The 24,016-nt window shown below is 35.6% G+C and carries 24 protein-coding genes and 3 other annotated features; of the genes, 15 read left to right on the top strand and 9 right to left on the bottom strand.

Annotated elements, in window-relative coordinates:
* The first annotated feature begins 37 nt into the window (after positions 1–37).
* The 7 genes from ytxC to BMX40_RS12615 all read left to right on the top strand — a co-directional run bounded on the left by ytxC (position 38) and on the right by BMX40_RS12615 (position 5,953).
* Positions 38–892, top strand: coding sequence for a putative sporulation protein YtxC (ytxC, locus tag BMX40_RS12645; RefSeq protein WP_090870452.1), 855 nt, complete (start codon positions 38–40; stop codon positions 890–892).
* Positions 893–954: 62 nt separating this feature from the next.
* Positions 955–1,177, top strand: a binding site (T-box leader).
* Positions 1,178–1,258: 81 nt separating this feature from the next.
* A complete protein-coding gene (gene thrS / locus BMX40_RS12640; RefSeq protein ID WP_090870450.1) occupies positions 1,259–3,208 on the top strand; it encodes a threonine--tRNA ligase in 1,950 nt (649 codons plus the stop codon).
* Positions 3,209–3,370: 162 nt separating this feature from the next.
* Positions 3,371–3,494, top strand: a sequence feature (ribosomal protein L20 leader region).
* 113 nt (positions 3,495–3,607) lie between these two features.
* Positions 3,608–4,114: a translation initiation factor IF-3 gene (gene infC, locus BMX40_RS12635; RefSeq protein ID WP_139177939.1), complete on the top strand. Its 507-nt coding sequence runs from the start codon at positions 3,608–3,610 to the stop codon at positions 4,112–4,114.
* 29 nt (positions 4,115–4,143) lie between these two features.
* The gene (gene rpmI / locus BMX40_RS12630) at positions 4,144–4,338 is read left to right on the top strand and encodes a 50S ribosomal protein L35 (protein WP_090870446.1); all 195 of its coding nucleotides are present in this window, start codon (positions 4,144–4,146) and stop codon (positions 4,336–4,338) included.
* 117 nt (positions 4,339–4,455) lie between these two features.
* Entirely contained in the window at positions 4,456–4,812 is a 357-nt protein-coding gene (gene rplT, locus BMX40_RS12625) for a 50S ribosomal protein L20 (protein WP_090870444.1), read from the top strand.
* Between the two features lie 217 nt (positions 4,813–5,029).
* Complete coding sequence (locus BMX40_RS12620; RefSeq protein WP_244513526.1) at positions 5,030–5,305, top strand: DUF1294 domain-containing protein; 276 nt, start codon at positions 5,030–5,032, stop codon at positions 5,303–5,305.
* Positions 5,306–5,380: 75 nt separating this feature from the next.
* Positions 5,381–5,953, top strand: coding sequence for a TVP38/TMEM64 family protein (locus BMX40_RS12615; protein WP_090870442.1), 573 nt, complete (start codon positions 5,381–5,383; stop codon positions 5,951–5,953).
* A 422-nt stretch (positions 5,954–6,375) separates the two neighbouring features.
* Here the strand turns inward: BMX40_RS12615 and BMX40_RS12610 are convergent, their stop codons facing one another.
* Positions 6,376–6,786 carry a sigma-w pathway protein ysdB gene (locus BMX40_RS12610; protein ID WP_090870440.1) on the bottom strand — a complete coding sequence of 137 codons (411 nt, stop codon included), beginning with the start codon at positions 6,784–6,786 and terminating at the stop codon, positions 6,376–6,378.
* 115 nt (positions 6,787–6,901) lie between these two features.
* Here BMX40_RS12610 and BMX40_RS12605 point away from each other — a divergent pair, with 115 nt between their 5' ends.
* Entirely contained in the window at positions 6,902–7,387 is a 486-nt protein-coding gene (locus tag BMX40_RS12605; RefSeq protein ID WP_090870438.1) for a dUTP diphosphatase, read from the top strand.
* Between the two features lie 81 nt (positions 7,388–7,468).
* On the top strand, positions 7,469–8,554 hold the full coding sequence (locus BMX40_RS12600; protein ID WP_090870436.1) for a M42 family metallopeptidase: 1,086 nt from the start codon (positions 7,469–7,471) through the stop codon (positions 8,552–8,554).
* A 129-nt stretch (positions 8,555–8,683) separates the two neighbouring features.
* On the opposite strand, the gene BMX40_RS12595 is transcribed toward BMX40_RS12600, so the two are convergent.
* The 6 genes from BMX40_RS12595 to sspI all read right to left on the bottom strand — a co-directional run bounded on the left by BMX40_RS12595 (position 8,684) and on the right by sspI (position 14,616).
* Positions 8,684–9,304 (bottom strand): lytic transglycosylase domain-containing protein, encoded by a 621-nt coding sequence (locus tag BMX40_RS12595; protein ID WP_090870434.1) that lies wholly within the window; start codon positions 9,302–9,304, stop codon positions 8,684–8,686.
* A 101-nt stretch (positions 9,305–9,405) separates the two neighbouring features.
* The gene (locus BMX40_RS12590; RefSeq protein ID WP_090870432.1) at positions 9,406–10,077 is read right to left on the bottom strand and encodes an ABC transporter ATP-binding protein; all 672 of its coding nucleotides are present in this window, start codon (positions 10,075–10,077) and stop codon (positions 9,406–9,408) included.
* Positions 10,070–11,173, bottom strand: a complete 1,104-nt coding sequence (locus tag BMX40_RS12585; RefSeq protein WP_170840783.1) for an ABC transporter permease — start codon at positions 11,171–11,173, stop codon at positions 10,070–10,072. The genes BMX40_RS12590 and BMX40_RS12585 overlap by 8 nt, the downstream gene beginning before the upstream one ends.
* A complete protein-coding gene (locus BMX40_RS12580; RefSeq protein WP_090870428.1) occupies positions 11,170–12,396 on the bottom strand; it encodes an ABC transporter permease in 1,227 nt (408 codons plus the stop codon). The genes BMX40_RS12585 and BMX40_RS12580 overlap by 4 nt, the downstream gene beginning before the upstream one ends.
* 28 nt (positions 12,397–12,424) lie before the next feature.
* Positions 12,425–14,014: a DUF6583 family protein gene (locus BMX40_RS12575; RefSeq protein ID WP_090870426.1), complete on the bottom strand. Its 1,590-nt coding sequence runs from the start codon at positions 14,012–14,014 to the stop codon at positions 12,425–12,427.
* A gap of 383 nt (positions 14,015–14,397) precedes the next feature.
* Positions 14,398–14,616, bottom strand: a complete 219-nt coding sequence (gene sspI, locus BMX40_RS12570; RefSeq protein ID WP_090870424.1) for a small acid-soluble spore protein SspI — start codon at positions 14,614–14,616, stop codon at positions 14,398–14,400.
* A 99-nt stretch (positions 14,617–14,715) separates the two neighbouring features.
* On the opposite strand from sspI, the gene BMX40_RS12565 reads away from it, so the two are divergent.
* The 3 genes from BMX40_RS12565 to pheT all read left to right on the top strand — a co-directional run bounded on the left by BMX40_RS12565 (position 14,716) and on the right by pheT (position 19,362).
* Entirely contained in the window at positions 14,716–15,453 is a 738-nt protein-coding gene (locus BMX40_RS12565) for a TrmH family RNA methyltransferase (RefSeq protein ID WP_090870422.1), read from the top strand.
* Between the two features lie 58 nt (positions 15,454–15,511).
* Positions 15,512–15,751 (top strand) — a binding site (T-box leader).
* Positions 15,752–15,882: 131 nt separating this feature from the next.
* A complete protein-coding gene (gene pheS, locus BMX40_RS12560) occupies positions 15,883–16,917 on the top strand; it encodes a phenylalanine--tRNA ligase subunit alpha (protein WP_090870420.1) in 1,035 nt (344 codons plus the stop codon).
* A 15-nt stretch (positions 16,918–16,932) separates the two neighbouring features.
* The gene (pheT, locus tag BMX40_RS12555; protein ID WP_090870418.1) at positions 16,933–19,362 is read left to right on the top strand and encodes a phenylalanine--tRNA ligase subunit beta; all 2,430 of its coding nucleotides are present in this window, start codon (positions 16,933–16,935) and stop codon (positions 19,360–19,362) included.
* A gap of 130 nt (positions 19,363–19,492) precedes the next feature.
* Here the strand turns inward: pheT and BMX40_RS12550 are convergent, their stop codons facing one another.
* Complete coding sequence (locus BMX40_RS12550; RefSeq protein ID WP_090870415.1) at positions 19,493–19,933, bottom strand: hypothetical protein; 441 nt, start codon at positions 19,931–19,933, stop codon at positions 19,493–19,495.
* A 317-nt stretch (positions 19,934–20,250) separates the two neighbouring features.
* Positions 20,251–21,189, bottom strand: coding sequence for a ribonuclease HIII (gene rnhC, locus BMX40_RS12545; protein WP_090870413.1), 939 nt, complete (start codon positions 21,187–21,189; stop codon positions 20,251–20,253).
* A gap of 146 nt (positions 21,190–21,335) precedes the next feature.
* Between rnhC and zapA the strand changes: the two genes are divergently transcribed.
* The 3 genes from zapA to polX all read left to right on the top strand — a co-directional run bounded on the left by zapA (position 21,336) and on the right by polX (position 23,991).
* Positions 21,336–21,596 (top strand): cell division protein ZapA, encoded by a 261-nt coding sequence (zapA, locus tag BMX40_RS12540; protein ID WP_090870411.1) that lies wholly within the window; start codon positions 21,336–21,338, stop codon positions 21,594–21,596.
* A 6-nt stretch (positions 21,597–21,602) separates the two neighbouring features.
* Positions 21,603–22,145, top strand: a complete 543-nt coding sequence (locus BMX40_RS12535; RefSeq protein ID WP_090870409.1) for a CvpA family protein — start codon at positions 21,603–21,605, stop codon at positions 22,143–22,145.
* A gap of 127 nt (positions 22,146–22,272) precedes the next feature.
* Positions 22,273–23,991: a DNA polymerase/3'-5' exonuclease PolX gene (gene polX, locus BMX40_RS12530; protein ID WP_090870407.1), complete on the top strand. Its 1,719-nt coding sequence runs from the start codon at positions 22,273–22,275 to the stop codon at positions 23,989–23,991.
* Positions 23,992–24,016: the final 25 nt, after the last annotated feature.

Raw genomic sequence — 24,016 nt, 5'->3', positions numbered from 1 at the left:
AATGTAACAGTTTGGTTTTGGATGAGGGTGATGTCATTTGCTGGATGTTTATTTTAGTTCGAATAAAGAAGTAATTAGCTTTTGTGAGCAATTATTTCGTTATAACAAGAAAATTGAGTTACATTGGAAAACTCATGAAGAATGGGGGAATCATTTACAAATAGACGAGCAAGATCCGGATCAGGTTGCGTTGGAAGCTGTTGCTAAATCGATGGTGGATGTTTACATGTCACATCGCCTCTCACATTTAATTAAAGGTGTCATTGAAGATTGTTATTATTATACAAATCGAGATGAAATCGAGAGGATTTTAGACCTAACACATTGGATCGTTTCCGGTGAAGATGATGATAGTTTAGAGGTGCGTAATAGTAAAGAAGATCCAACACAGATTTTATATTCATTATTCCTTACAAATATAAAAGATATGTCAACCGTTCATTTTGATTCCATTATTAATTTTCGGCTAAAGGTTTTTAAAGATCAAATCATTCATTATGTGGGTTTGGCTATTGATGAATTTAAGCGTGAAGAAGACCATCAGGAATTTGTGAATATGTTACGAGATTTTATTACAAAAAAAGAACCAAAGTTTAATGTCATTTATATTTTACAGGGTAATCCGTTTGATTTTTTTAAGCCTAATGGGAAACGGTTTTCGAAAATGGAATTAAGAATGCTGATGCAACAAGAGCCAATGTACATTGTTGGATTGGATGAGGATGAACTTAATCTTGCCCCATTGGTAGCTATGGCACCGAAAAAAATTAAAATATATGGGGATCATCCATCAGAGCCAAAAACAACGACTGTCATTAATGTTTTTCAAGAACGAGTTGAGCTGGAGCCTGTTTCCAAGTTTCCATTTCCGTATTATTTAAAAAATAATTAAGAAGGCTTGATTATCTGTTTTATACACGCTATAATGTGATTTATATTTAAATATTAATGATAGGAAAAGTAATGAAAAGGACAAGATCATTTGCTACGTGTGTTGCACAGAGAAGGGGGTCCTGGCTGAAAGCTCCCACAACCAACCAAATGATTACCACCTTTGAACTCTTTTACTGAACCGAAGTAAGTAAAAGCGTATTATCTGCGTTAAAGATCCATGAAGCTGCAACGTTTTTTAGCAGGAATTAGGGTGGAACCACGTGACCAAGCGCTCGTCCCTTTGCATATAGGCAAAGGGGTGGGCGTTTTTATATTTTTCTAATTCAATAACTAGGATACATACTATTAAAAAGGAGTGTTTATGATGGCAGAGATTGAAATTATTTTTCCAGATGGAGCAGCGAAATCGTTTCCTGAGGGAACAACTGGTGAAGAAATAGCAGCATCTATTTCACCTGGGTTAAAAAAGCAAGCATTAGCTATTAAATTAGATGGACAACTTTATGATTTGCGCCGTGGATTAACAGTTGGTGGTGAAATCGAGATTATTACCTATAAAAACCAAGAAGGGATCGAAATTGTAAGGCATTCTACAGCTCATTTATTGGCACAGGCAATTAAACGTCTGTATAAAGATGTTCAGTTTGGTGTCGGTCCAGTTATTGAGGAAGGTTTTTATTATGATCTGGATATGGAGCATTCCATTACACCAGAAGACCTACCTAAAATTGAAAAAGAAATGAAACGAATTGTTGATGAAAATCTAGAAATCCAACGAATTGAAGTATCACGAGAGAAAGCAAAGGAAATGTTCCAAGAAGTAGGCGATGAACTTAAACTAGAGCTTATCGACGCCATACCGGAAGAAGAACAAGTTACGATTTATCAACAAGGAGAGTTTTTTGACCTATGCCGTGGGGTTCATGTTCCATCAACAAGCAAGCTAAAAGCATTTAAATTATTAAGTATTTCCGGTGCTTACTGGCGCGGTGATAGTAATAACAAACAATTACAGCGCATATACGGAACTGCCTTTGAAAAACAAGGTCAGGTCGAGGAATACTTACAAATTTTAGAAGAACGTAAAGAACGTGACCACCGAAAGTTAGGGAAAGAATTAGATATCTTCACAAATAACCAACAGGTTGGTCAAGGGCTTCCATTATGGTTGCCAAAAGGTGCAACCATTCGCCGTCAAATTGAAAGGTACATTGTTGATATTGAAGAACGTTTAGGATATGACCATGTGTATACTCCTGTATTAGCAAATGTTGATCTATATAAAACAAGTGGACACTGGGATCATTATCAGGATGATATGTTTCCTGTAATGGAAATGGATAATGAAGAATTGGTGTTACGACCAATGAATTGTCCGCACCATATGATGGTATTTAAAAATCAATTATGGAGCTATCGTAACCTACCAGTACGTATCGCTGAATTGGGAACGATGCACCGATACGAGATGTCTGGTGCTTTAGCAGGGTTACAACGTGTCCGTGCTATGACACTTAATGATGCCCATATTTTTGCTCGTCCAGATCAGTTAAAAGAAGAGTTTGTTCGGGTTGTAGAGCTTATCCAACGCGTTTACAAGGACTTTGGTATTGATGATTACTACTTCCGTCTATCCTATCGTGATCCAGAGGATAAGGAAAAATATATTGATAACGATGAAATGTGGGAAAAAACACAAGGAACCCTTAAAGAAACAATGGAAGATATGAATTTGGATTATGTAGAAGCGGAAGGAGAAGCAGCGTTTTACGGCCCTAAATTAGATGTACAGGTGAAAACAGCATTAGGAAAAGATGAAACATTATCTACTGTACAAATTGATGTCCTTTTACCTGAGCGTTTTGAATTATCCTATATTGGTGAGGATGGTAAGGAACATCGCCCGGTTGTAATCCACCGTGGAGTCGTTTCTACAATGGAACGTTTTGTTGCATTCTTATTAGAAGAATATAAAGGGGCATTCCCAACTTGGTTAGCACCAGTGCAAGCAAAAGTAATCCCTGTATCCCCACAGGTTCATTTAGATTATGCGAAAAAAGTAGCAGATCAGTTACAATTTCAAGGGGTCCGCGTACAAGTTGACGAACGAGATGAGAAGATTGGGTATAAAATTCGGGAAGCACAAACGGAAAAAATACCATTTGCCCTTGTCGTTGGGGATAATGAAATTAATGAAAATGCAGTTAATGTAAGAAGATATGGTGAGAAAGACTCCGAAACAATTCCATATGAGGATTTTGAAAAACTAATTAAACATGAAATAGATGAGAAAGTATTACGTAAGAAGAAATAGTAGAACACGTCCCGAGCACATTTGCATATAATGAATATGTGCTTGGGCTATACAGTTTATCTTATCTATGTTATAGTTATAAAGGTTAAGGAAAGTAATTTCCTAACAGTTGACAGATTATACAATACATGCTATTGTATAAAAGTTGATAATTAAATGATCTGAGACAAGTAGAAGCACCCGCTTCTCACCTGTTCAACGCAATGGCAGTTGACTGGTTAAACATCTTTAAACTTGACATTAAAGACGTGTGGGTGCATTTGTGTGCCCACTTTTTTTATGGATAGAAACAGCTTGTCAATGAAGGATCAATTTTTTAACAAGAAGCAACGTGACCAAATGTATGGAAACGGAAGCTGTATTTAAAAAATTTGGAGGTGGCTGGCTATTAGCAAAGATATGAACGTTAATGAAAAGATTCGTGCGAAAGAGGTACGTCTTATCGACTCAAATGGTGATCAGCTTGGAGTTAAATCACGTCAAGAAGCATTGGAAATTGCATCAACTAGAAACTTAGATTTAGTTTTGGTTGCACCTAATGCAAAACCACCAGTATGTCGAATCATGAATTACGGTAAATATCGTTACGAGCAACAAAAGAAAGAAAAAGAAGCTCGTAAAAATCAAAAAGTTATTAATGTAAAAGAAGTACGCTTTACACCTGGAATTGGTGATCACGATTTTAACACAAAATTGAAGAATGCTAGAAAATTCCTTGAAAAAGGTGACAAAGTAAAAGCGACAGTTCGTTTCCGCGGACGTGCAATTACGCATAAGGAGCTAGGAAAAGAAGTTTTAGACAGATTTTCTGAAGAAGTTAAAGATATTGCAACCATTGAATCGAAAGCAAAAATGGAAGGCCGTAATATGTTTATGATGCTTGCTCCGATAAATGAAAAACAATAATTATTGACGCTTACGAGGAGGAAATCAACATGCCAAAAATGAAAACCCATAAAGGTTCTCAAAAACGTTTCAAGAGAACTGGTTCTGGAAAACTGAAACGCTCACATGCTTACACAAGCCATATGTTTGCAAATAAATCTCAGAAACAAAAACGTAAATTACGTAAAAGTGCGATGGTATCTTCAGGAGATTTCAAGCGCATCAAGACAATGATTCCTAAGTAAGGAACTGGGATGGTTTTAGCACCCTGGTTGTAAATGTCCTGGGTGTTAGAGCTAGGTAGGACAAACTAAATTAAACTAACTTGATATACAATGGATTTGTATTAGGAGGGAATTAATATGCCACGTGTAAAAGGTGGAACAGTTACGCGCAGACGTCGTAAACGCGTATTAAAATTAGCTAAAGGTTATTATGGTTCGAAGAGAACGTTATTTAAAACAGCCAAACAACAAGTAATGAAATCAGGTCAGTATGCATACCGTGACCGTAAACAGAAAAAACGTGAATTCCGTAAGCTTTGGATCGCACGTATTAATGCTGCTGCACGTATGAATGACCTTTCATACAACAAACTAATGCACGGTTTAAAATTAGCAGGAATTGAAATTAACCGTAAAATGTTGTCTGATCTTGCTATCAATGATGAGCAAGCATTTACTCAATTAGCTGAAAAAGCAAAAGCTGCTTTAAAATAATTATTTTTTTACAGAGGACCAAACCACAATAGATTGCTGGTTTGGTCTTTTTTTACCAAATAGGAGAGTTTAAATTTTTCTTATCCTACATAAATGTAACGAAGGCATTGTCCTAAATATATTGGCGAATGCCAAGTAACTTGATTCGCTTCAAGTGATGCTTCCGATGAGGTGTTTGATTAATGTCGCGGTTACGAAAAAAATAGGAGTGATAATATTGGGCGAATTGCAAATGTTCTTCCCATATATTTTGGTTGTGAATATTGTTGGTTTTCTTTTTATGGGATTGGATAAGCGTAAAGCAAAAAAACAAGAATGGCGTTTACCAGAACGTACATTGTGGGGGATTGCTATTTTAGGTGGTGCAGTAGGATCTCTCATCGGTATGAGAATATTTCGCCATAAGACGAGACACAAAGCCTTTGTCGTTGGAATGCCCTTATTAATAATACTACATTTATTAGTGTTGATATACATAATGGATATGTCATAACCACTCGTCAAATGTCATACACTTGTTTTATAGAGGAAGTGTTCATGATCAAGCTCTAATCAAGGGAGGCGGATTATGGAAGGGTATAGCACTTATATTTTGGCTATTATTGAGACGGGTGGATTATTAGCTCCTTTGCTTTTTATTAGTTTTCATTTATTAAGACCATTATTTTTTCTGCCGGTTGTGTTTATATGTATAACTGGAGGAATCATGTTTGGAGCTGTTGCAGGGACACTTTATTCCATCATAGGGATAACCTTATCAAGTGTTATCTTTTATGGAATCATACGTTGGATGCCAAAAACCTTTCAAAGATTGGTAAATTTAAAGAAAAAGATTATTGGCAAGCATGGTGAATTAACCACCTCGCAAATTACGGTCCTACGACTCATACCGTTTATACATTTTCATTTATTATCCCTGTGCTTGATTGAAATATCAACAAGTTTTAGAGATTATACGAAGGCATCATTAATCTCTAATATTCCACTAGCCTTTGTTTATACATCCATCGGTCAATGGATTGCAACGTTATCTCCAATTTATATCTCCGCTTTTTTATTAGCTCTCCTGCCATTATTATATGCTTTGAGAAGAAAGGAAGTTATCATAAAATGGCAAGATTTCTTCCAAGTCAGTACGTAATATAACAAGAGTTAGTATCCGAACGATTACAATTGTTCGGATTTTCCTTTCGTGTGAATTCACCCTTTTGTTGCAGATTATGTATATAATGCGGCGTAATGATTTGTTATATTTGCTTTCAGTAATTGATATATTAATTGAAAGATCAAACCGCCGCTACGAAAATTTCACTACGCTTTCCGCGGGCTCGCGATAAGCCTCCTCGCTCGCAACAAAAACAGTGCGCCTACGTCTTCTAGTAATGCTTCGCAGTAGGCTTCCTCGGCGCAAGGGAGCAAAGAAGTTTATTCAAGTAGGGCCCTCGCTCTCTGTGGGGTCTTATCGTCTTCGCTTTCCCGTAGGACAATGGTTTTCGGTGGGGCGAGTAAGCGCAGTCCCAAGGAAAGCTTCGGGAGCGATACATCGCACGCAGAAAGTTTTCGTTATGTCGTGCTGTCAGATTCCGAATCATCTGAAATCATGAGCTTATTGATTGGATGTTTCCATTTAACTTTAGAAAATGGATAGTGAATTAGTAATTCTTTTTCTAAAAAGTACAGGTCATCTCGAGTTAATCCCTTTAGTTCCATTGGGTCATGCACCACAACATGTATATCAACAACCTCAAAAGACTGCTCGGTAGTCCCAACATATTTTTCTCCTTCAAATAGACAACCTTTAAAGACAAATTGTAAATTTTTCTTACTGTTATTTGGCTCATCTAAAAAATAGAATTCATTTGATTCCTTTGCCTTATGCAGTTTCCTTTGTGGGTTTAGAAAATATTGAACAATAGTATAAATGAGGAGTCCAATTGCTAGTACAATTAGGATGCGAAATAAGTAAACTATCATTATCGATCGTCTCCCTAGTTATTATTATCTGTGCATACGAATAACATAGCAACTTAGTTTCACGTATTAGTAAAAAACATGATACAATGATGAAAAAAAGGAAAGAGGTAGAATATTGGATTGGTCTTCATTATTTAGCATGCAAAAAAAATTAGATTCGTACATAGAAGCAAATCACGGCTTAAAAGAAAAAAATGTGTTTGATGACAAGTATTTAGCGTTACTGGTTGAATTAGGCGAATTAGCGAATGAAACGAGATGCTTTAAATTTTGGAGTTTGAAGCCTAGTAGTAGCCATGATACCATCTTAGAAGAATATGTAGATGGGATCCACTTTATATTATCATTAGGAATTGAGAAGGAATTACAGTTTGATACAACGATTGATGAAGCCCCATCTATTTCGCTAACACAGCAATTTAACAAGGTCTTTCAATTATGTGTCCTGTTCAAAACAACACCAAGTAAGGAAAGTTATGAGCAATTATTTAAAAGTTATTTAGAGTTAGGGCAGTTACTCGGATTTTCCGAAAAAGATATACAAAATGCCTACTTTAGAAAGAATGAAATTAATTACGAGCGTCAGAATCAAGGTTATTAGGAAAGTAATTGTATTGTTTTTAAATTTTTCTAATAAAAGTTATACTAAAGTAGTGTACTGATAAAAGGAGGATAACATGATATGGCAAAATTAGATGAAACATTAACAATGCTTAAAGATTTGACAGATGCTAAAGGAATATCCGGCAATGAAAAAGAGTCAAGAGAAGTTATGGAAAGCTACATAAAGCCATACGCAGACGAGGTTTACACCGATAACCTAGGAAGTTTGGTTGCAAAGAAAACAGGAGATGAGAACGGCCCTAAAATTATGGTTGCCGGTCATTTAGACGAAATTGGATTTATGGTTACTCGAATTGATGATAATGGATTTGTCTATTTCCAAACAATAGGTGGATGGTGGAGTCAAGTGATGCTTGCTCAACGAGTAACGATCACGACTGCAAAAGGTGATGTCACTGGTGTAATAGGTTCAAAACCACCACATATTCTTCCAGCAGAAGCTCGAAAAAAACCGGTTGATATTAAAGATATGTTCATTGATATTGGAGCATCTAGTAAGGAAGAAGCAGAAGAATTCGGTGTGAAGCCAGGGGATTCTGTTGTTCCTTATTTTGAATTCACTCCTTTAAAAAATGAGAAAATGCTATTAGCAAAAGCATGGGATAATCGTATTGGCTGTGCAATAGCAATTGAAGTGCTAAAGCAGCTTAAAGGTGAAAAACATCCGAACGTTGTTTATGGTGTCGGTACGGTTCAAGAAGAGACTGGTTTACGTGGTGCTAAAACATCGGCAAACCTAATTCAGCCTGATATTGGATTTGGTGTAGATGTTGGTATTGCTGGTGATACACCAGGAATTAAAGAACATGAAGCTGATAGTAAATTGGGTAAAGGTCCTCAGATTATTATTTATGATGCCTCAATGATTTCACATAAAGGGGTAAGAGATCTTGTTGTTCAAACTGCAGATGATAATGATATACCATATCAGTATGCTTCGATTGCGGCGGGGGGAACTGACTCTGGATCCATTCATTTAACTGCAAATGGAGTACCATCATTATCAATCACGGTTGCTTCTCGTTATATTCATACACACGCTGCAATCATTCACCGTGACGATTTTGAGAATGCGGTTAAGTTGATTGTAGAAACGATTAAAAAGTTAGATGCAGATAAAGTGAAAGAGATCGTATTAGCGTAACTGGTTGAAATCGAATCGGTTGCAAAAAGGATCGATAATTCCATTTCCTAACGCATCATAATTAAGATAAGAAAAAGGCGCTTCGGTAATAATTACCAAAGGCGCCTTTTTCAAATTGGAAAACACTTGCTATGCTAAGTAGGACTTCATTACTTTTTTCACGTAATTTTGTGTTTCCTGTATAGGTGGTATTCCATTATATTTATCCACGTTTCCTGGCCCTGCGTTATAGGCTGCCAATGCTAATTCGACACTTCCATTATATCGATCGAGCATTTGCTTTAAATATTTAGTACCACCTTCAATATTTTGAGCTGGATCAAATGAATTGGTAACTCCAAGACCTCGAGCTGTACTAGGCATTAATTGCATTAGTCCTTGTGCCCCAGCATGGCTTACTGCTTTGGGGTTGTAGTTAGATTCTGCTTTTATTACAGAATGGATTAACTTTTCATCGATTCTATATTTTTTAGCAATAGTAGAGACTTGTTCATTAAAGCTAGAGTTAGATGCAACAAATGTATTCTGAAACGAATCGATCGTGAATGGGTTAACTGATGATGACACAAAGGAATTACTTTTATCAGAATTTAAATTAGTTGTCGTAGAAGCTGCATTTAATTGATCCTGCAAAATTTGTTTGAATGCTAGATCTATCATTGGTGATTGACTTGATATCCCATCCTTACTCCCCTGAAGAATTGACATTGCTTGACTTTGGATCATTTGTTGTAAGTATCGTATTTCCATGTAAAATCGCTCCTTAAAGGTGTGCAATACTAGTCCCATTTGACCATTTATAGAACACACACCTAAACCTAATTCTATTGTACAACATTTTAAATAAAATACTAGATTGAAATTATTTCCTTTCCTGATTTTTGTAGCATATTATGGTAGAAAGGATCATTTCCAATACAAATAACACGGTGACAGATGTCTTGGATTTCATCCATATCATGGGAAGTATAGATGACCATGACCTTATGTTCCTTTGCTTGTTTTTTCAAGTACGCACCGATTTCCTTACGGGATTTCAAATCAATTCCTACTGTTGGTTCATCTAGCAATAGGAGCTTAGGCTGATGGATAAGGCTTATTGCAAGGTTTAATTTTCGTTTCATTCCACCGGATAACGTTTTTACAGGTTCCGTCCATTTTGATAAATTCATATCAATGCATAGTTTCTTTAATTCATCCTTTGTTCTATTACTCCAAGAAAGCTTTTCAAAAAACAACATATTTTCTTCAACGGTAAGCTCTTCCCAAATAGCAACATCCTGTGGAACAAAACCAATCCATTTTCTTATCTCTTTATATTGTTTGGCATATGAAAGATCATTCAGCGTAACTGTTCCGTTAGATGGTTTAGCAATAGTTGCCAAAATCTGAAGTAGGGTACTTTTTCCAGCGCCATTCTCTCCGACAAGGCCGATTATTTCTCCAGGTTCTACATGAAATGATAGCTGATTAAGAATATTAATATCACGATAACTCTTACTAAGCGTTTCAACATTAAGCATTGGAATGCTCCTTTCTAAAATACCAGAGGATTACCATAGAGATACAGATAAGTAACCATAATACTGTTATTTCACCAGATAGAAACTGTTGCAGGGGATTAATTGTTCCGAGCCAATCTATTTGGCTTTGAGATGGTAGAAACATGCCACTTGCTATTGCAATGATGGAAGTGATGGCAAATGTAACACAATAAGAAACATAAACATTTCTAAATAGTAATACGAATAAAAAAGCTAACAATGAAATCATGACCCGATAAGAAATAAGGACTAGAATGTTTGCTTTTGAATCTAAATAAAAATAAAAGACCATTAAACTAATGAAATCAAATAGAAACATTAAAATCGTATAAAGAAATAAATTATGTATTGCGTATTTCTGAAACCCCACCTTTGTAAAATAAAAACGAGTAAGTACAGAAGTAGATTTCTCCTTAATGACCCAGTCCATGATTAAAAAAGTACTAAGAAATGATAGAACTGCCCAGATGGTCCATGGATTCCAACTTATTTTGTCTTCATCTTCAACAAACGTGTTAGCCCCCAAATACTGAAAGGAAGTATTTAGTAAATTTTCTTTTGCTTGTATTTCTTTACTCTTATTTATGATTGCTTCACTTGACCAATTTTGTTCTTCATCCATTGCTTGTACGGTCTGTGCTGCTTTCGATCGCCCGGTCTCTTGTTGAACAAGTGATATAATCATCTCCTTTACCGGAGCGTATGCAAATGATCGTTCCGTTTGATAGCTAGTTATTAAATTGCTTCGACTTCCATTTTGGATTTGTTCTTCATAGCCCTCATGAACGATAAAGACACTGTCAAGTTCATGTTTTGTTAGTAAATGTAGTGCATCTTCTTCGGTAGCTTTATTGATGTGTACCAAAGAAGAAGCTTGAATGGATTCATATAGCCCCATTGCCAACGGTGTTTCTTCTTCTAGTACAATACCAACTGGAACTCGAGAATCCTCTTGGATGGTATTAGAAACAGTAATTATTAAGATTGTTGCTAGTAACGGAAAGAGTAACCAAAACAGGAGACTTATCCATTGTTTTTTCCACATGATAATACGAGTATGAAATACGTCTCTCATTGATTTATTCGCTCCTTCCATAATGAACAACCAATCATAATCAAAAATCCTATAATAATTGTAAGGAATAGAGGAAGATAGTCAGCATAAAGCCTTCCATTCACAATAATTTCCTGCAACCAATAGAAGGTTTGAGTGGAAAAAATATGTTCTATTTTACTCTGTATATATAAAGGATAGTAGATAGTTGGGATCACTGCTCCACTCAATAGAATGATCAATAAAGTAATCATCGATTGAATAAGTAATCGTAATTTGGAATTGCGTATTAAGGTTTCTAGTAATACGAGTAATTCCAAGTAAATTATACTATATAGCAACGTTAATATCGCAATTCGAGAGAAACTCTCTAAAGGTAACTGGATCTCCTCCTGTAATAAGTGTAGAGTAAGGAAAGCTGCCCCTGCTAAAATAGATACGAATACTAACGTGACGATTCCTTTAGAAATTTGTTTAGAAAGTTCTGTTACTCCATACATTTTCATCCGTTGTTGCATTTTAATGGAATCTTCTTGGTATAGAAAGTTATAGATCACGAGTAGCCAAATGGTCAAAATAATAAACCAAGCTGAAATGCTATAGTAAAGGATGGGGGAGGATGTCGCGTTATTTCTTATTTCCTCTTCGTTCAAAATCCTATCCTTTCCTAGAGTATAAAAAAGAAACTCTTGAAACTGTTCAAATAATAAATTACTTCTGTCTTCTTCATTCATTCCTAGTTCCTTGGCATAGTAATTTATCGCCAAAATATTCGCTTGTGATGTACTAATATGTCGCGTAACACTATCTACTATTTCTTTAATCAGTTGGCTCTCCAATGATTGCTCAGGATTCCCAATTATGGATATTTCCACGGATTTACCAGTATATAACTTCTTCGTGAATTCATTAGGAAAAACAAGGTATGTACTTATTTCATTTTGTTGCATCGCAGAAATTGCCTCGGATTCTTTCATTTCATCCATTTGAATAAATGTACCTAATTGATTGGATTCCTCCATCAATTCAATGATCATTGTTGTTTCATCCGATTGATCTAGGTCTACTAGTCCCACCGAAATGGACTTGTCTTCAGATGGAGAGACGATCGATACAACAATTAAACCTATTAATCCTATAATAATAATTGGAAATAGTAAAAGAAGAGGAAGTGTTCGCCACTTCCTCCAAAGTTGTAGTATATTTGTTTGTAAAAATATAAATGTATGCTTTGCAAACTGCATGGTTTTCACCTACTTTGAACCTTTAGACTTAAAATCCAGGTCCCATAATACCAAACATCCATTCCTCAAATTGAGGGTATAGCTCCATTTCCATGTACATCATTAATTCGTCGATATTCATACTACCAAGATCCTTCACTTGATCATCACTAGGTATTTCTACAGAACTAACTGTAGAAGCATCTTTAGAAAGATGTAAAGTTAGTAGATCTTGTGGTACTTCAGGACTTTCAACGGAAAATGCATGTTGTGAACTCATTTGATCCGCATCATAGGAAGCATCTCCAGTCCAATTTAATGTTCCAACGAATCCGTATCCGTCATCAACAGAGAACCTACGTTCAAAATCTTTCTTATTATCATCGAGTGATTCACTAGATTCATAGGATAGTACTACATCTTCTGCTGATAGTTGGATTGAATCATTCATTTCACCATTTTCAAGTGATAGCTCGCCCGTCAATTCGACCGTACCTTCATCATACGCATCTTTAAAACCAATTTCGTACGTGAATGATTGATTTGCTTCCTCCATTAAGTGGTTGCCGTTTAAATGGAGTGTAACCATTTCGTCTTCATTTGGTCCAAGTTCGACTTCAAAATCACGTTTTACAATTAATTTATTATGGATCCAAATTGTAGAATTCAAGCCATCTGGCATGGATAATTCTTCAATTTCTTCGCTCGCTTCTTCCATTCCTGCCGTAAAATCAGCAATAAACTGATCCGCATCCTCCATTAATACGGAGGACTGTGGTACTGTAAATGCACCAAATGTTTGTAGTTGATACTGCTCTTGGATTATGTCTTTTAATCTGTCATCGTTTGCCATCTTCTCAAAAAGCTCAGATAGGATCGTTTTTAATTCTTCTTCAGATAGGTTAAAGGCTATTTTCTCTGTATCTAATGTTTCGTTAGCTACTTTAATTGTTTCGTCTGTAGATTCAAAAGCACTATCAGGCAACGAATCATAGATGAACAAAGCATATTCTTCCTTTAGGTAATCTATGTCTTCGTCTGATAGTAGATTATTCCCATCGAACATCATACTAAAATCCAATTCTTCATCTCCTGTGAAGGTATATGGATCCATTTGGCTTAGTAGTTTACCAAAATCCTTGCCTTTAAGCTGTAGTAGTTCCTCAACGAAAGGTAATCCTACCATACCTTTTTCAGAAGTAACAAAAACATCCAAACCACCGATTTCAAATCCACCAAGACTACCTTCCAATTTAGAGGATAATCGTTTTTCTTCTCGATCTATTGCTGTCGTCATTGTTACAGTAGAATTGTTAATAATTTGTTCTGGACTCATTAGGCCGTAGGATTCTCCTGATGGATCATTAAATTCTGCTGATAACTCCATTACGCTTTCAATTGGATTTTCAGCAGAATACTCACTCCAGTCTAATTCAGATTGGTAGCGTTTCTCAATTTGACCTGTTAAGAATTCTAAGGAGTCTTTTTCTGCCAAAAAATATTTTTCTTTCGGTGATTTGTCCATTATTACATAAGCTGCAACAGACCCTCCGATAACTAGTATTGCAACCAACGTAATCATGAAGATTCGTTTAATGCCTTTCGGTTGTTTTCCCCCACTTTGTACGCTATCTTCCATTTCTCTTCCCCTCTCTTATAAAACTCCTCTATTATATGTATTAGGAGTCAGTAACTCAAATTCCTATTCGTTTGAATTCCCTTATTTGTATACCATTTCATTGGAAAATAGTCAAATAGTGCCGAAAAATCTAAAATAAGGAAATTAATACGTTATACCTATATTTTTCTACGAGTTGATCCCAATTCATAGTTCTTTTATCATAACATATGTTCATGATTACGTAGAGTTATGATTTGTAATCATAGATAATAAATTAGCAAATAGGTCGAAGGATGTAATTTGAATGAACGACAACTTTCGACGAATTTCTCTTTCTCGAAATAAAACCAATTAATCATACTAAAAAAAAAGGTGCTGTAGGACATGCACCTTTTTCAAAATTAGCTAGTTGCTTGTTTTACACCTTGTTCCAGTGCATCAAGCATTTCTTGTTTTTCTTGTTGCCCTGATTGATTCCAAATTAATTCAAATAGTACTCCTAATCCTGGTAGCATTTTTTCTTCTCCTTGTTGAATCGCATCAACAATCGTTGCTTCTAATTGTGACTGATCATTTTCGGAAATGTTGGATAAAATAGCCTTACGCAAGTTTAAATCCATATTTTCACCCCTTTTTATATTTAAACTATGGATAGTTTGACCAGCTTGTATGGAAATATGTATGATAGTACAAGATAAAATGAATAGGAATGATCATGCATGATAACATCGATACAAAATGATAAAGTGAAAAACTGGAAAAAATTACAGAAACGAAAAGAACGTCGAAAATCTGGAACCTTCCTTGTTGAAGGCTTTCATTTGGTAGAAGAGGCCAGGAAAAGTGAGTGGCAACTACAAGAAATTATCGTACAAGAAGGGATAGAAATTCCAAGCTGGTGCCGATCACTTGCTATTACGGAGGTCGGAGAAAATGTATTCCAGTATATTTCTGAAACAAGAACGCCACAAGGGATTGCTGCTATCGTCTCCATTAAACAACCATCAGAAATAATGGGGAATTATATATTATTAATTGATGCGATTCAAGATCCAGGTAATCTAGGGACGATTATACGTACTGCAGATGCTGCTGGTTTTGATGCTGTAGTGCTTGGGGATGGGACAGTGGACCTATTCAATGATAAGGTTATCCGATCAACGCAAGGATCCATATTTCATATTCCAATTACACAAGAACCACTGGAGTCACGTATAAAATCTCTCCAAAAGGAAAATTTTTCAATATGGGCTACTGCATTAACCGATGCCAAACCTTTTCATAGGATAGAAAAACAAGAAAAAGTTGGATTAATTGTTGGTAACGAAGGTGCAGGTATTCATGAAAATATATTAGAGATGGCAAATACAATTGTAAACATACCCATTTATGGAAAAGCAGAATCACTGAATGTGAGTGTTGCTGCTGGTATTTTAATGTATCATGTAAAAATGTGACAAGGTTAATCTTGCAAATTACGATTAATTTATCTATAATTACCATTAGATTTAATATTGAAAAGCTGTGAAAGAGCATATTAACAACTGTAAAGATCAGTAAAGGGAGGAAATGCCTTAGACTGGAAGCATTTCTACTGTGAAATGTTGTTAATGCTTCACTCTGGAGCTGACACTTGGACCTTGATGAATCAAGTAAAGGTGTTCCGGATTTATCCGTTATTTTATTGAGTTGGACACGTAAGTGAGATATATGTGTCAACAAGGGTGGTACCGCGACCAAAGCCTCGTCCCTTTTTAGGGATAGGGGCTTTTTTGTTTGCTTAACATTACTCCTCGTGACAGTGTTAACAAAATGTTTTGGCTTAAAATTAAATCTATAGTTGATTAAGAATTTCAAAAACATAAGACTAATGGGAGGTTTTAGACATGAAGGAAGAATTACAGTTGCTAGAAAAAGAAGCAATTGAAAAGATTGAGCAAGCAACAGATATGAAAGAACTTCAATCCATTAAAGTGGCATACCTTGGTAAAAAGGGCTCACTTACGAGTGTTCTACGTGGTATGGGGAAGCTTTCAAAGGAAGAACGCCCTGTTATTGGTGAGCTTGCCAACAAGGTAAGGGAAACGATAACAAATGCTATTGAACAAAAGAACGAAGGACTGGAACAAGCAGTATTAGAAGAGAAATTACAAAAAGAGGCGATTGATGTAACATTGCCAGGCAGACCAGTTCCTACTGGAGGTCCACACTTACTAACTAAAATTGTTGAAGAAATTGAAGACTTGTTTATTGGTATGGGTTTTGAAGTACGCGAAGGACCAGAAGTTGAAACAGATTATTTTAACTTTGAGGCTTTAAATTTACCGAAAGATCATCCAGCACGTGATATGCAAGATACATTTTATATAACGAATGAATTATTATTACGTACCCATACATCACCGGTTCAAGCACGTACAATGAAAGCTTATGATGATTCTAAAAGTGTAAAGATGATTTGTCCAGGTAAAGTTTATCGTCGTGACACAGATGATGCGACTCATTCGCATCAGTTTACTCAAATTGAAGGACTATTTGTTGATAAAGATGTGAAAATGAGTGATTTAAAAGGGATTTTAGATACGTTTGCTAAAAAACTATTTGGCGAGGATCGTCAAATTCGTTTGCGACCTAGCTTCTTTCCGTTTACAGAGCCTTCGGTAGAAATGGATATTTCTTGTAAAGTTTGTAACGGAGACGGGTGCTCTGTATGTAAGGGTTCAGGATGGATAGAAATTTTAGGTGCTGGTATGGTACATCCCAATGTGCTATCTATGGCAGGCTATGATCCGAAAGTCTATTCTGGGTTTGCATTTGGTATGGGGCCTGAACGAATTGCAATGCTAAAATACGGGATTAAAGATATTCGTCAGTTTTACACAAATGATGTTCGATTCTTAAAACAATTTCATAATGCGTAATAGGGAGGTTTCATAATGTTAGTATCTTTAAATTGGCTAAAAAATTATGTTGACATAGATGGGATTAGTCCAGAAGTTTTAGCTGAAAAAATCACGAAAACTGGAATTGAAGTAGATGGTATTGAATACATTGCTGAAAAAAGTAGTAATGTTGTCGTTGGTTATGTGGAGTCTTGTGAAAAACATCCAAATGCAGATAAATTAAATCTATGCCAAGTAGATGTTGGAGACGAAGAGAATTTACAAATTATTTGTGGTGCTCCAAATGTGGCACAAGGCCAGAAGGTAGCGGTAGCGAAACCTGGTGCTGTATTACCTGGGAATTTTAAAATTAAAAAAGTAAAATTACGCGGTGTTGAATCGAATGGAATGATCTGTTCCTTGCAAGAATTAGGAATTGATGAAAAATATGTTCCAAAGGATGTAGCTGAAGGAATATTTGTATTTCCTAATGATGTTATCGTTGGGGAGAGTGTTGAACCATTACTGAATTTAAATGATGCTGTTTTAGAATTTGATTTGACCCCCAACCGTGCAGATTGTCTAAGTATGTTAGGTGTTGCTTATGAAGTAGCTGCAATTCTGAATCAACCGGTTAAACTTCCTGACGAATCCTTAGAAACTAGTGAGGATTCTGTTCGTAATCATGTAGAAGTAGAGGTAGAAGATCCAGAATTAAATCCATATTATGGTGCATTCCTTATCAAAAATATTGAAGTGAAACCAGCTCCGCTATGGATGAGGAATTACTTAATGGCAGCAGGAATTCGTCCAATTAATAATGTTGTTGATATTACGAATTATGTTCTACTAGAATATGGTCAACCATTACATGCATTTGATTACGATCGTCTGAACTCGAATAAGATTGTTGTTCGTCAAGCGAAAAATGGAGAGAAAATAATTACATTGGACGAAGTAGAACGTAGTCTGACAGAAGAAAATTTAGTGATCACAAATGGTCAGGATCCAATAGCACTAGCTGGTGTTATGGGTGGAGCTAATTCCGAAGTAACGGACCAAACAACGAACGTCTTGTTAGAAGCAGCTTTCTTTAATCCATCTTCTATCAGAAGAACCGTAAAACAAACGGGGTTACGCAGTGAAGCTAGCACAAGATATGAAAAAGGAATTGATCCAAACCGTGTCAAGCGTGCCGGGATTCGTGCAGCCCAGTTATTACATCAATATGCCGGTGGAAGTGTATTAGATGAGGTAGTAGAATTCGATGCATTGGATCGGGATGAAAAAGTGGTTTCTATGGATGCGGATGAAATTAATAAACGGTTGGGCACCGAGATTACTAACGAAGAAATGGGGAAAATTTTAAATCGATTAGGGTTTAATTTTGACCAAAATAAATCAGACTTTACCATTTACGTTCCAACGAGACGTGGAGATATTACAATCTTTGAAGACATGTTAGAAGAAGTCGCTAGAATTTATGGATATGACAATTTACCATTTACATTACCTCAAGGAACTTCACAAGCAGGAGGTTTAAGCGATGAGCAACGTTTAAAACGAGAAGTAAAAGGTTTCTTGCAAGGCACTGGCCTAATGGAAACAACAACCTATTCTTTAACAAATGAAAAGCTTATTCGTACGCTAGTAAGTCCAGAAGTAAAGGAAATGGAACCACAACCAGTGGAATTGGCAATGCCGATGAGTGAAGATCATAAATATTTGCGACTTAGTATCTTGCCAGAATTACTGCAATCTGTAGCTTATAACCGTGCTAGAAATCAATCCGATGTAGCCTACTATGAGATAGGTTCTGTATTTTTAACGAAGGAAAAGGAATTGACTACACAGCCGAACGAACAACTACGTTTAGCCGGAGCATTAACAGGTAAGTGGTTAGAGCATCCTTGGCAACAAGAAGTAAAGCCTGTTGATTTTTATGTTATTAAAGGAATTGTGGAAGGATTGTTCGATCAATTACAAATGCCTGTTGACTTTGACCAAGCAATTATTCCTGATATGCATCCAGGAAGATGTGCCACGATTTCGATGGATGGGGAAGTTATTGGCTTTTTAGGTCAATTACATCCAACATTAGAAAAAGAAATGAGCTTAAAAGAAACTTATGTATTTGATATCAACATGGAAGCTGTGATTGGAGCATATAGCAACGTTCCAAACTATTCACAAATTCCTAAGTATCCGTCAATTTCTCGTGATGTTGCTTTCATAATGGATGACAATGTTAAAGCTGGTGATGTAAAAGAAATTATTGAATCTACAGGTACTCCACTAGTAAAACAAGTACAGATTTTTGATCTATATAAAGGTGATAATCTTCCAGAGGGTAAGAAGTCTGTAGCATACAACCTGTTATATCAAGATCCAGAAAAGACGTTAAAGGATGATGAGGTAGAAGAATCATTCCAAAAAATCATTCAGACCGTTAATGATATATTTGATGCTTACGTACGTTTTTAATGAAGAGATTTAGGCAATAGAGCTTTAATCCAAGAAAATCCGAACGATCAAATTCGTTCGGATTTTCTTATTGAATGAATTCTTATTTTGCTAATTAAGTAGAGAGTGTAACACAGTGAATAATATGAATTCACAAGTCTGTTTGTTCCCATTTGACTCCATTTGATTCTATAACATCAATAAGTTTATTTCTACCTAATATTTCGTAATACTTGCCATCAATATTTAAATGATTATTATCTTGAATATTAATTGTATACCTGGTTTTATTTGTCTTAATAATCATAAAGTATATACTGTTAAAAAGTTCTCTTTTTCTTTTAAATTTAATTTTTAAAGGTTGCTCAATTAGTTTTGTGATTTCATCATTGTTCGTAAGTCTCATTTCTTTTTCTTCGTTATTAACTGTATTAAGGTATAGTATATAAATTTCACTAATATCTTCATCTTCCGAAAATAAATTATTTATAACTTCTTCATAAGTAGTTGTACTCCATTGATTAATTAATAAAACGATAACTAGAAAAATAAATAAGAAGATCACAGCAAATATCCATCTTTTGTTCTTCATTCTATCCATCACTCTCACTCGGAGGAATTTTTATTATAATTTTATGACAAAACTAATGAATATAGATGCATTTTTCCTACAAAACAATAATTCCAAGAGAACTTTTATCCTATATACAACTGGCAGGCAAGACCTTAACGCGACGTCTTGTGTGTTGTAAGAACCCAATTAAAACCACGAGCTAAAACCACAGAGGTAAAGTGGGGATCGAAAATATCTGATTCGTTCAACTTGGTATATGAGTAGCTTAAGAAGCCCCACTTAAGAATCATGAAGAATGGTTGCAAAGTCGTATGTTACATTACATGAAAATGGTCTTATAGGTATGCTTTAGCTTTATTTGTATTTGCGAAGTGTACTTTTGCGCACTTTTGTAAGACTGGTTCACCTTTTTCCTTGATGACTCTGGCAATCGTTTGATCTACTAATTTTGAAGCACCTTTCTTTAATGGTATACCTAACTCTTCAGAAAGTTTATCCATTTCTTTAACAAAGCTTGCTCTTGCAATAATCGATCCAGTGGCAACAGCAATAGAATAGCTTTCTGCTTTCGTCATAAAGTACGTTTTTTCATGTAACGTGTGGTTTTCTGATCCTATATGTTTTTTATATACATGTGGTTCACAAAACTGATCAATTAATATTCCGTCTAACGATTGGTTCCCTACCTTTTGCAGCAAATTGGAAATTGCAGCATGGTGAAGCATTGCTTTCATTTTTCCTTGGGACCAACCACGTTTTTGCAGGGTGTTATATTTGTTATTGTGTAGGACCAGTAACGAATATGGTATGTTTAGTTTAACAATTTCTTTTGCAAGCTTAGATATTGTCTCGTCTGTAAGATTTTTAGAGTCCTTAACACCGAGTTGTTTTAATGTAGTAATGTGACTGCTATTCACATAAGCACATGCAACCGTAATTGGGCCAAAATAGTCTCCTGTTCCCGCTTCATCCGATCCGATATGAGAACCCGTAAATAAACTGCTTGGTGGGGTATATGATGACGTAGATGAGGTTTTTTTATTTGTTGGTTTATTGTTTTTAGGAATTTCTGCGTCATCTATCCATTTCACTGCCTCGGCTTGAGGTGAACTCCCTTGAAACATTACTTTGCCAGACTTATAAGCTGTGATCACGGCGTTCGTCGTTTTCGCACGAAATATTGCGCCTTGTGGTACATTTGTTAATGATTTATGATAATATTGTTTCATTGCTTCTATTTTTTGTTTTGATAGTAAAAAGACATTTTGTGCCATTCAATCGCTCCATTCATTGTTATACTATTGACTATAGCAAATGAAAGGTTATAAATGAAATGTTTAAATTTTGCATAAGAACAGTTTCCTTAATACGTGTCTTCGTGTTAAGATGAAGTGAAGAATTTTAATGGGAGGCTATTTGCGTGACCCAGGATGATAAAACCCGTTTAACTGTTGAAATACATAATAGATCATATACGATAGTTGGAACAGAATCGGCCAGCCATGTACGAATGGTGGCTAGCTTAGTTGATCAAAAGATGCGAGAGATTCAAGAAAATAACCCCCAGTTAGACACGGCTAGTTTAGCTGTACTTACTGCGGTAAATTCCATGAACGACTATTTGAAATTAAAAGAGGACTATGCAGCTTTGCAGGGGTCATTAAAAAAGAAAGAGGATTAAAAAAGTATGATAGATTTCATAATAATACTATTATTGTTGTTTGGTTTATTAATAGGTTTAAAGCGAGGATTAATTTTACAGGCTGTACATTTGGTAGGGTATATCGTATCATTTATTGTCGCTGCAACCTATTATGATGATTTGGCCTCCAAATTGGCTTTATGGGTCCCATATCCTGAACTAACAGACGATAATTTGTGGGCAGAATTTATTCAAGCATTGCCATTGGAAAATGCTTTTTATAATGCAATTTCATTTGCGATTATCTTTTTTGTAGTAAAGATTGTTTTACAAGTTATTGCATCGATGTTAGATTTTGTCGCTTCGTTACCGATTCTGAATTCTATTAATAAGATTCTAGGGTCGATGCTAGGATTTTTAGAGATATACTTGTTATTATTTATCGTATTATACATATTAGCACTAACACCGTTAACCGAATTACAAGAGTGGATTACGGATTCATCCGTAGCGATGTATATTGTTGAGAATACACCATACTTATCAGAGAAAATTAAATCTCTCTGGTCAATAGAACCATATATATAGATAATGTTAATAGAGAGACTAATTCAAATTATTAGGGCTTATGTTGTATGGTCATGTACAATAAGTATAATCCTATAATGAATTAGTCTCTCTTTGTTTGGATAGATGTAAGGAAAAGGTGATTGATATGGAAATAAACAAAAAAGATGTTATAAAATTATTAGAAAAAATCGCTATATATTTAGAACTAAAGGGTGAGAATCCATTTAAAATTTCTGCTTATCGCAAAGCAGCACAAGCTCTTGAGCGTGACGACCGTTCCCTTACAGATATAGATGATTTCACAAAAATTAACGGTATTGGTAAAGGAACAAGCGCGGTCATTAAGGAATATGTAGAAAACAAAACTTCCGATACTTTACATCAGTTAGAAAAAGAGGTCCCTCAAGGTTTGGTTCCACTATTAAATGTCCCTGGGCTTGGTGGGAAAAAATTAGCCAAACTTTACCAAGAGCTTGATGTTATCGATGCAGAATCATTAAAAGATGCATTGCAAACTGGGAAAGTTGAGGGTTTGGCAGGATTCGGTAAGAAGTCTGCGGAAAAAATTCTAGCTTCATTAGAAGAAGCTGGTACGAGACCTGAAAGGTTACCTATTGCTGTTATGCTTCCTATTGCGGAAAGGATCGAGAATTTTTTAAGTGGCTTACAGAATGTAAAACGTTTCTCTCGAGCTGGTAGCTTGCGTAGGATGAAGGAAACGATAAAAGATATTGATTATATTCTTGCAACAGATAAGCCAATTGAGGTTAGAGAGCAATTATTGCAAATAAATGACCTGAAGGAAGTAATAGCCAAAGGTGATACGAAGGTCTCTGTTACAATAGAAGACGTTTATGATATAAATATTGATTTTCGGTTAGTCAAAGACGAGGAATTTGTAACAACTCTCCATCACTTTACTGGATCGAAAGACCATAATGTTGCGATGAGGCAGCTTGCAAAAGCTCGTGGCGAGAAGATAAGTGAATATGGAATCGAAGTAGAAGAGACGAATGAAAGTCTTACATTTGATACAGAAGAAGCATTTTTCAATCATTATGGACTCAATTATATCCCACCTGAATTAAGGGAAAATAGTGGTGAAGTTGAAGCGTTTAAGAAACAGCATAATTTGGTTGAACTAGATGACATTCTTGGAGATTTACATATGCACACAACTTGGAGTGATGGTGCCCAATCTTTAGAAGAAATGGTTCTCCAGGCTCGCAAAAAAGGTTATCGTTACATGGCGATAACCGATCATTCAAAATATTTGCGGGTTGCCAATGGATTGAATGAAACTAGATTACGACAACAACGGGAAGAAATCGAACGTTTAAATGAAAGATATGAAGACATTCATATTTTCGCAGGAGTAGAGATGGATTTATTACCTGATGCAACCTTAGATTTTTCTGATGAATTTTTAAAGGAAATGGACTTTGTAATCGGTGGAATTCACTCTAGCTTTAACCAGTCGGAAGAAAAAATAATGGATCGTTTATATGCAGCTTTGGATAATCCATATGTATCAATTATTGCACATCCAACTGGTCGTCTTATTGGACGCCGAGAAGGTTATAAAGTAAATATGGAAAAGTTAATGAAACGAGCAATGGAAACAAATACCGTATTAGAAATAAATGCGAATCCAAATCGGTTTGATTTATCTGCAGACTGGGTTCGAGTTGCTCAGAGTATGGGCGTTAATATTGCAATTAATACCGATGCACATAGTTACCCGATGTTAGAACATATGAAGTATGGGGTAGGTGTAGCTAGAAAAGGTTGGATTGAAAAGGATACGGTTATTAACACTTGGTCCAAAGAGAAACTTATTGCTTATTTTAATCGTAATAAATAAAAATAGGAACAACGAGAAAAGGGAG

The sequence above is a fragment of the Oceanobacillus limi genome (assembly GCF_900111445.1).
Lineage (GTDB): Bacteria > Bacillota > Bacilli > Bacillales > Amphibacillaceae > Ornithinibacillus > Ornithinibacillus limi.
This window is presented reverse-complemented; position numbering and strand designations above follow the sequence as displayed.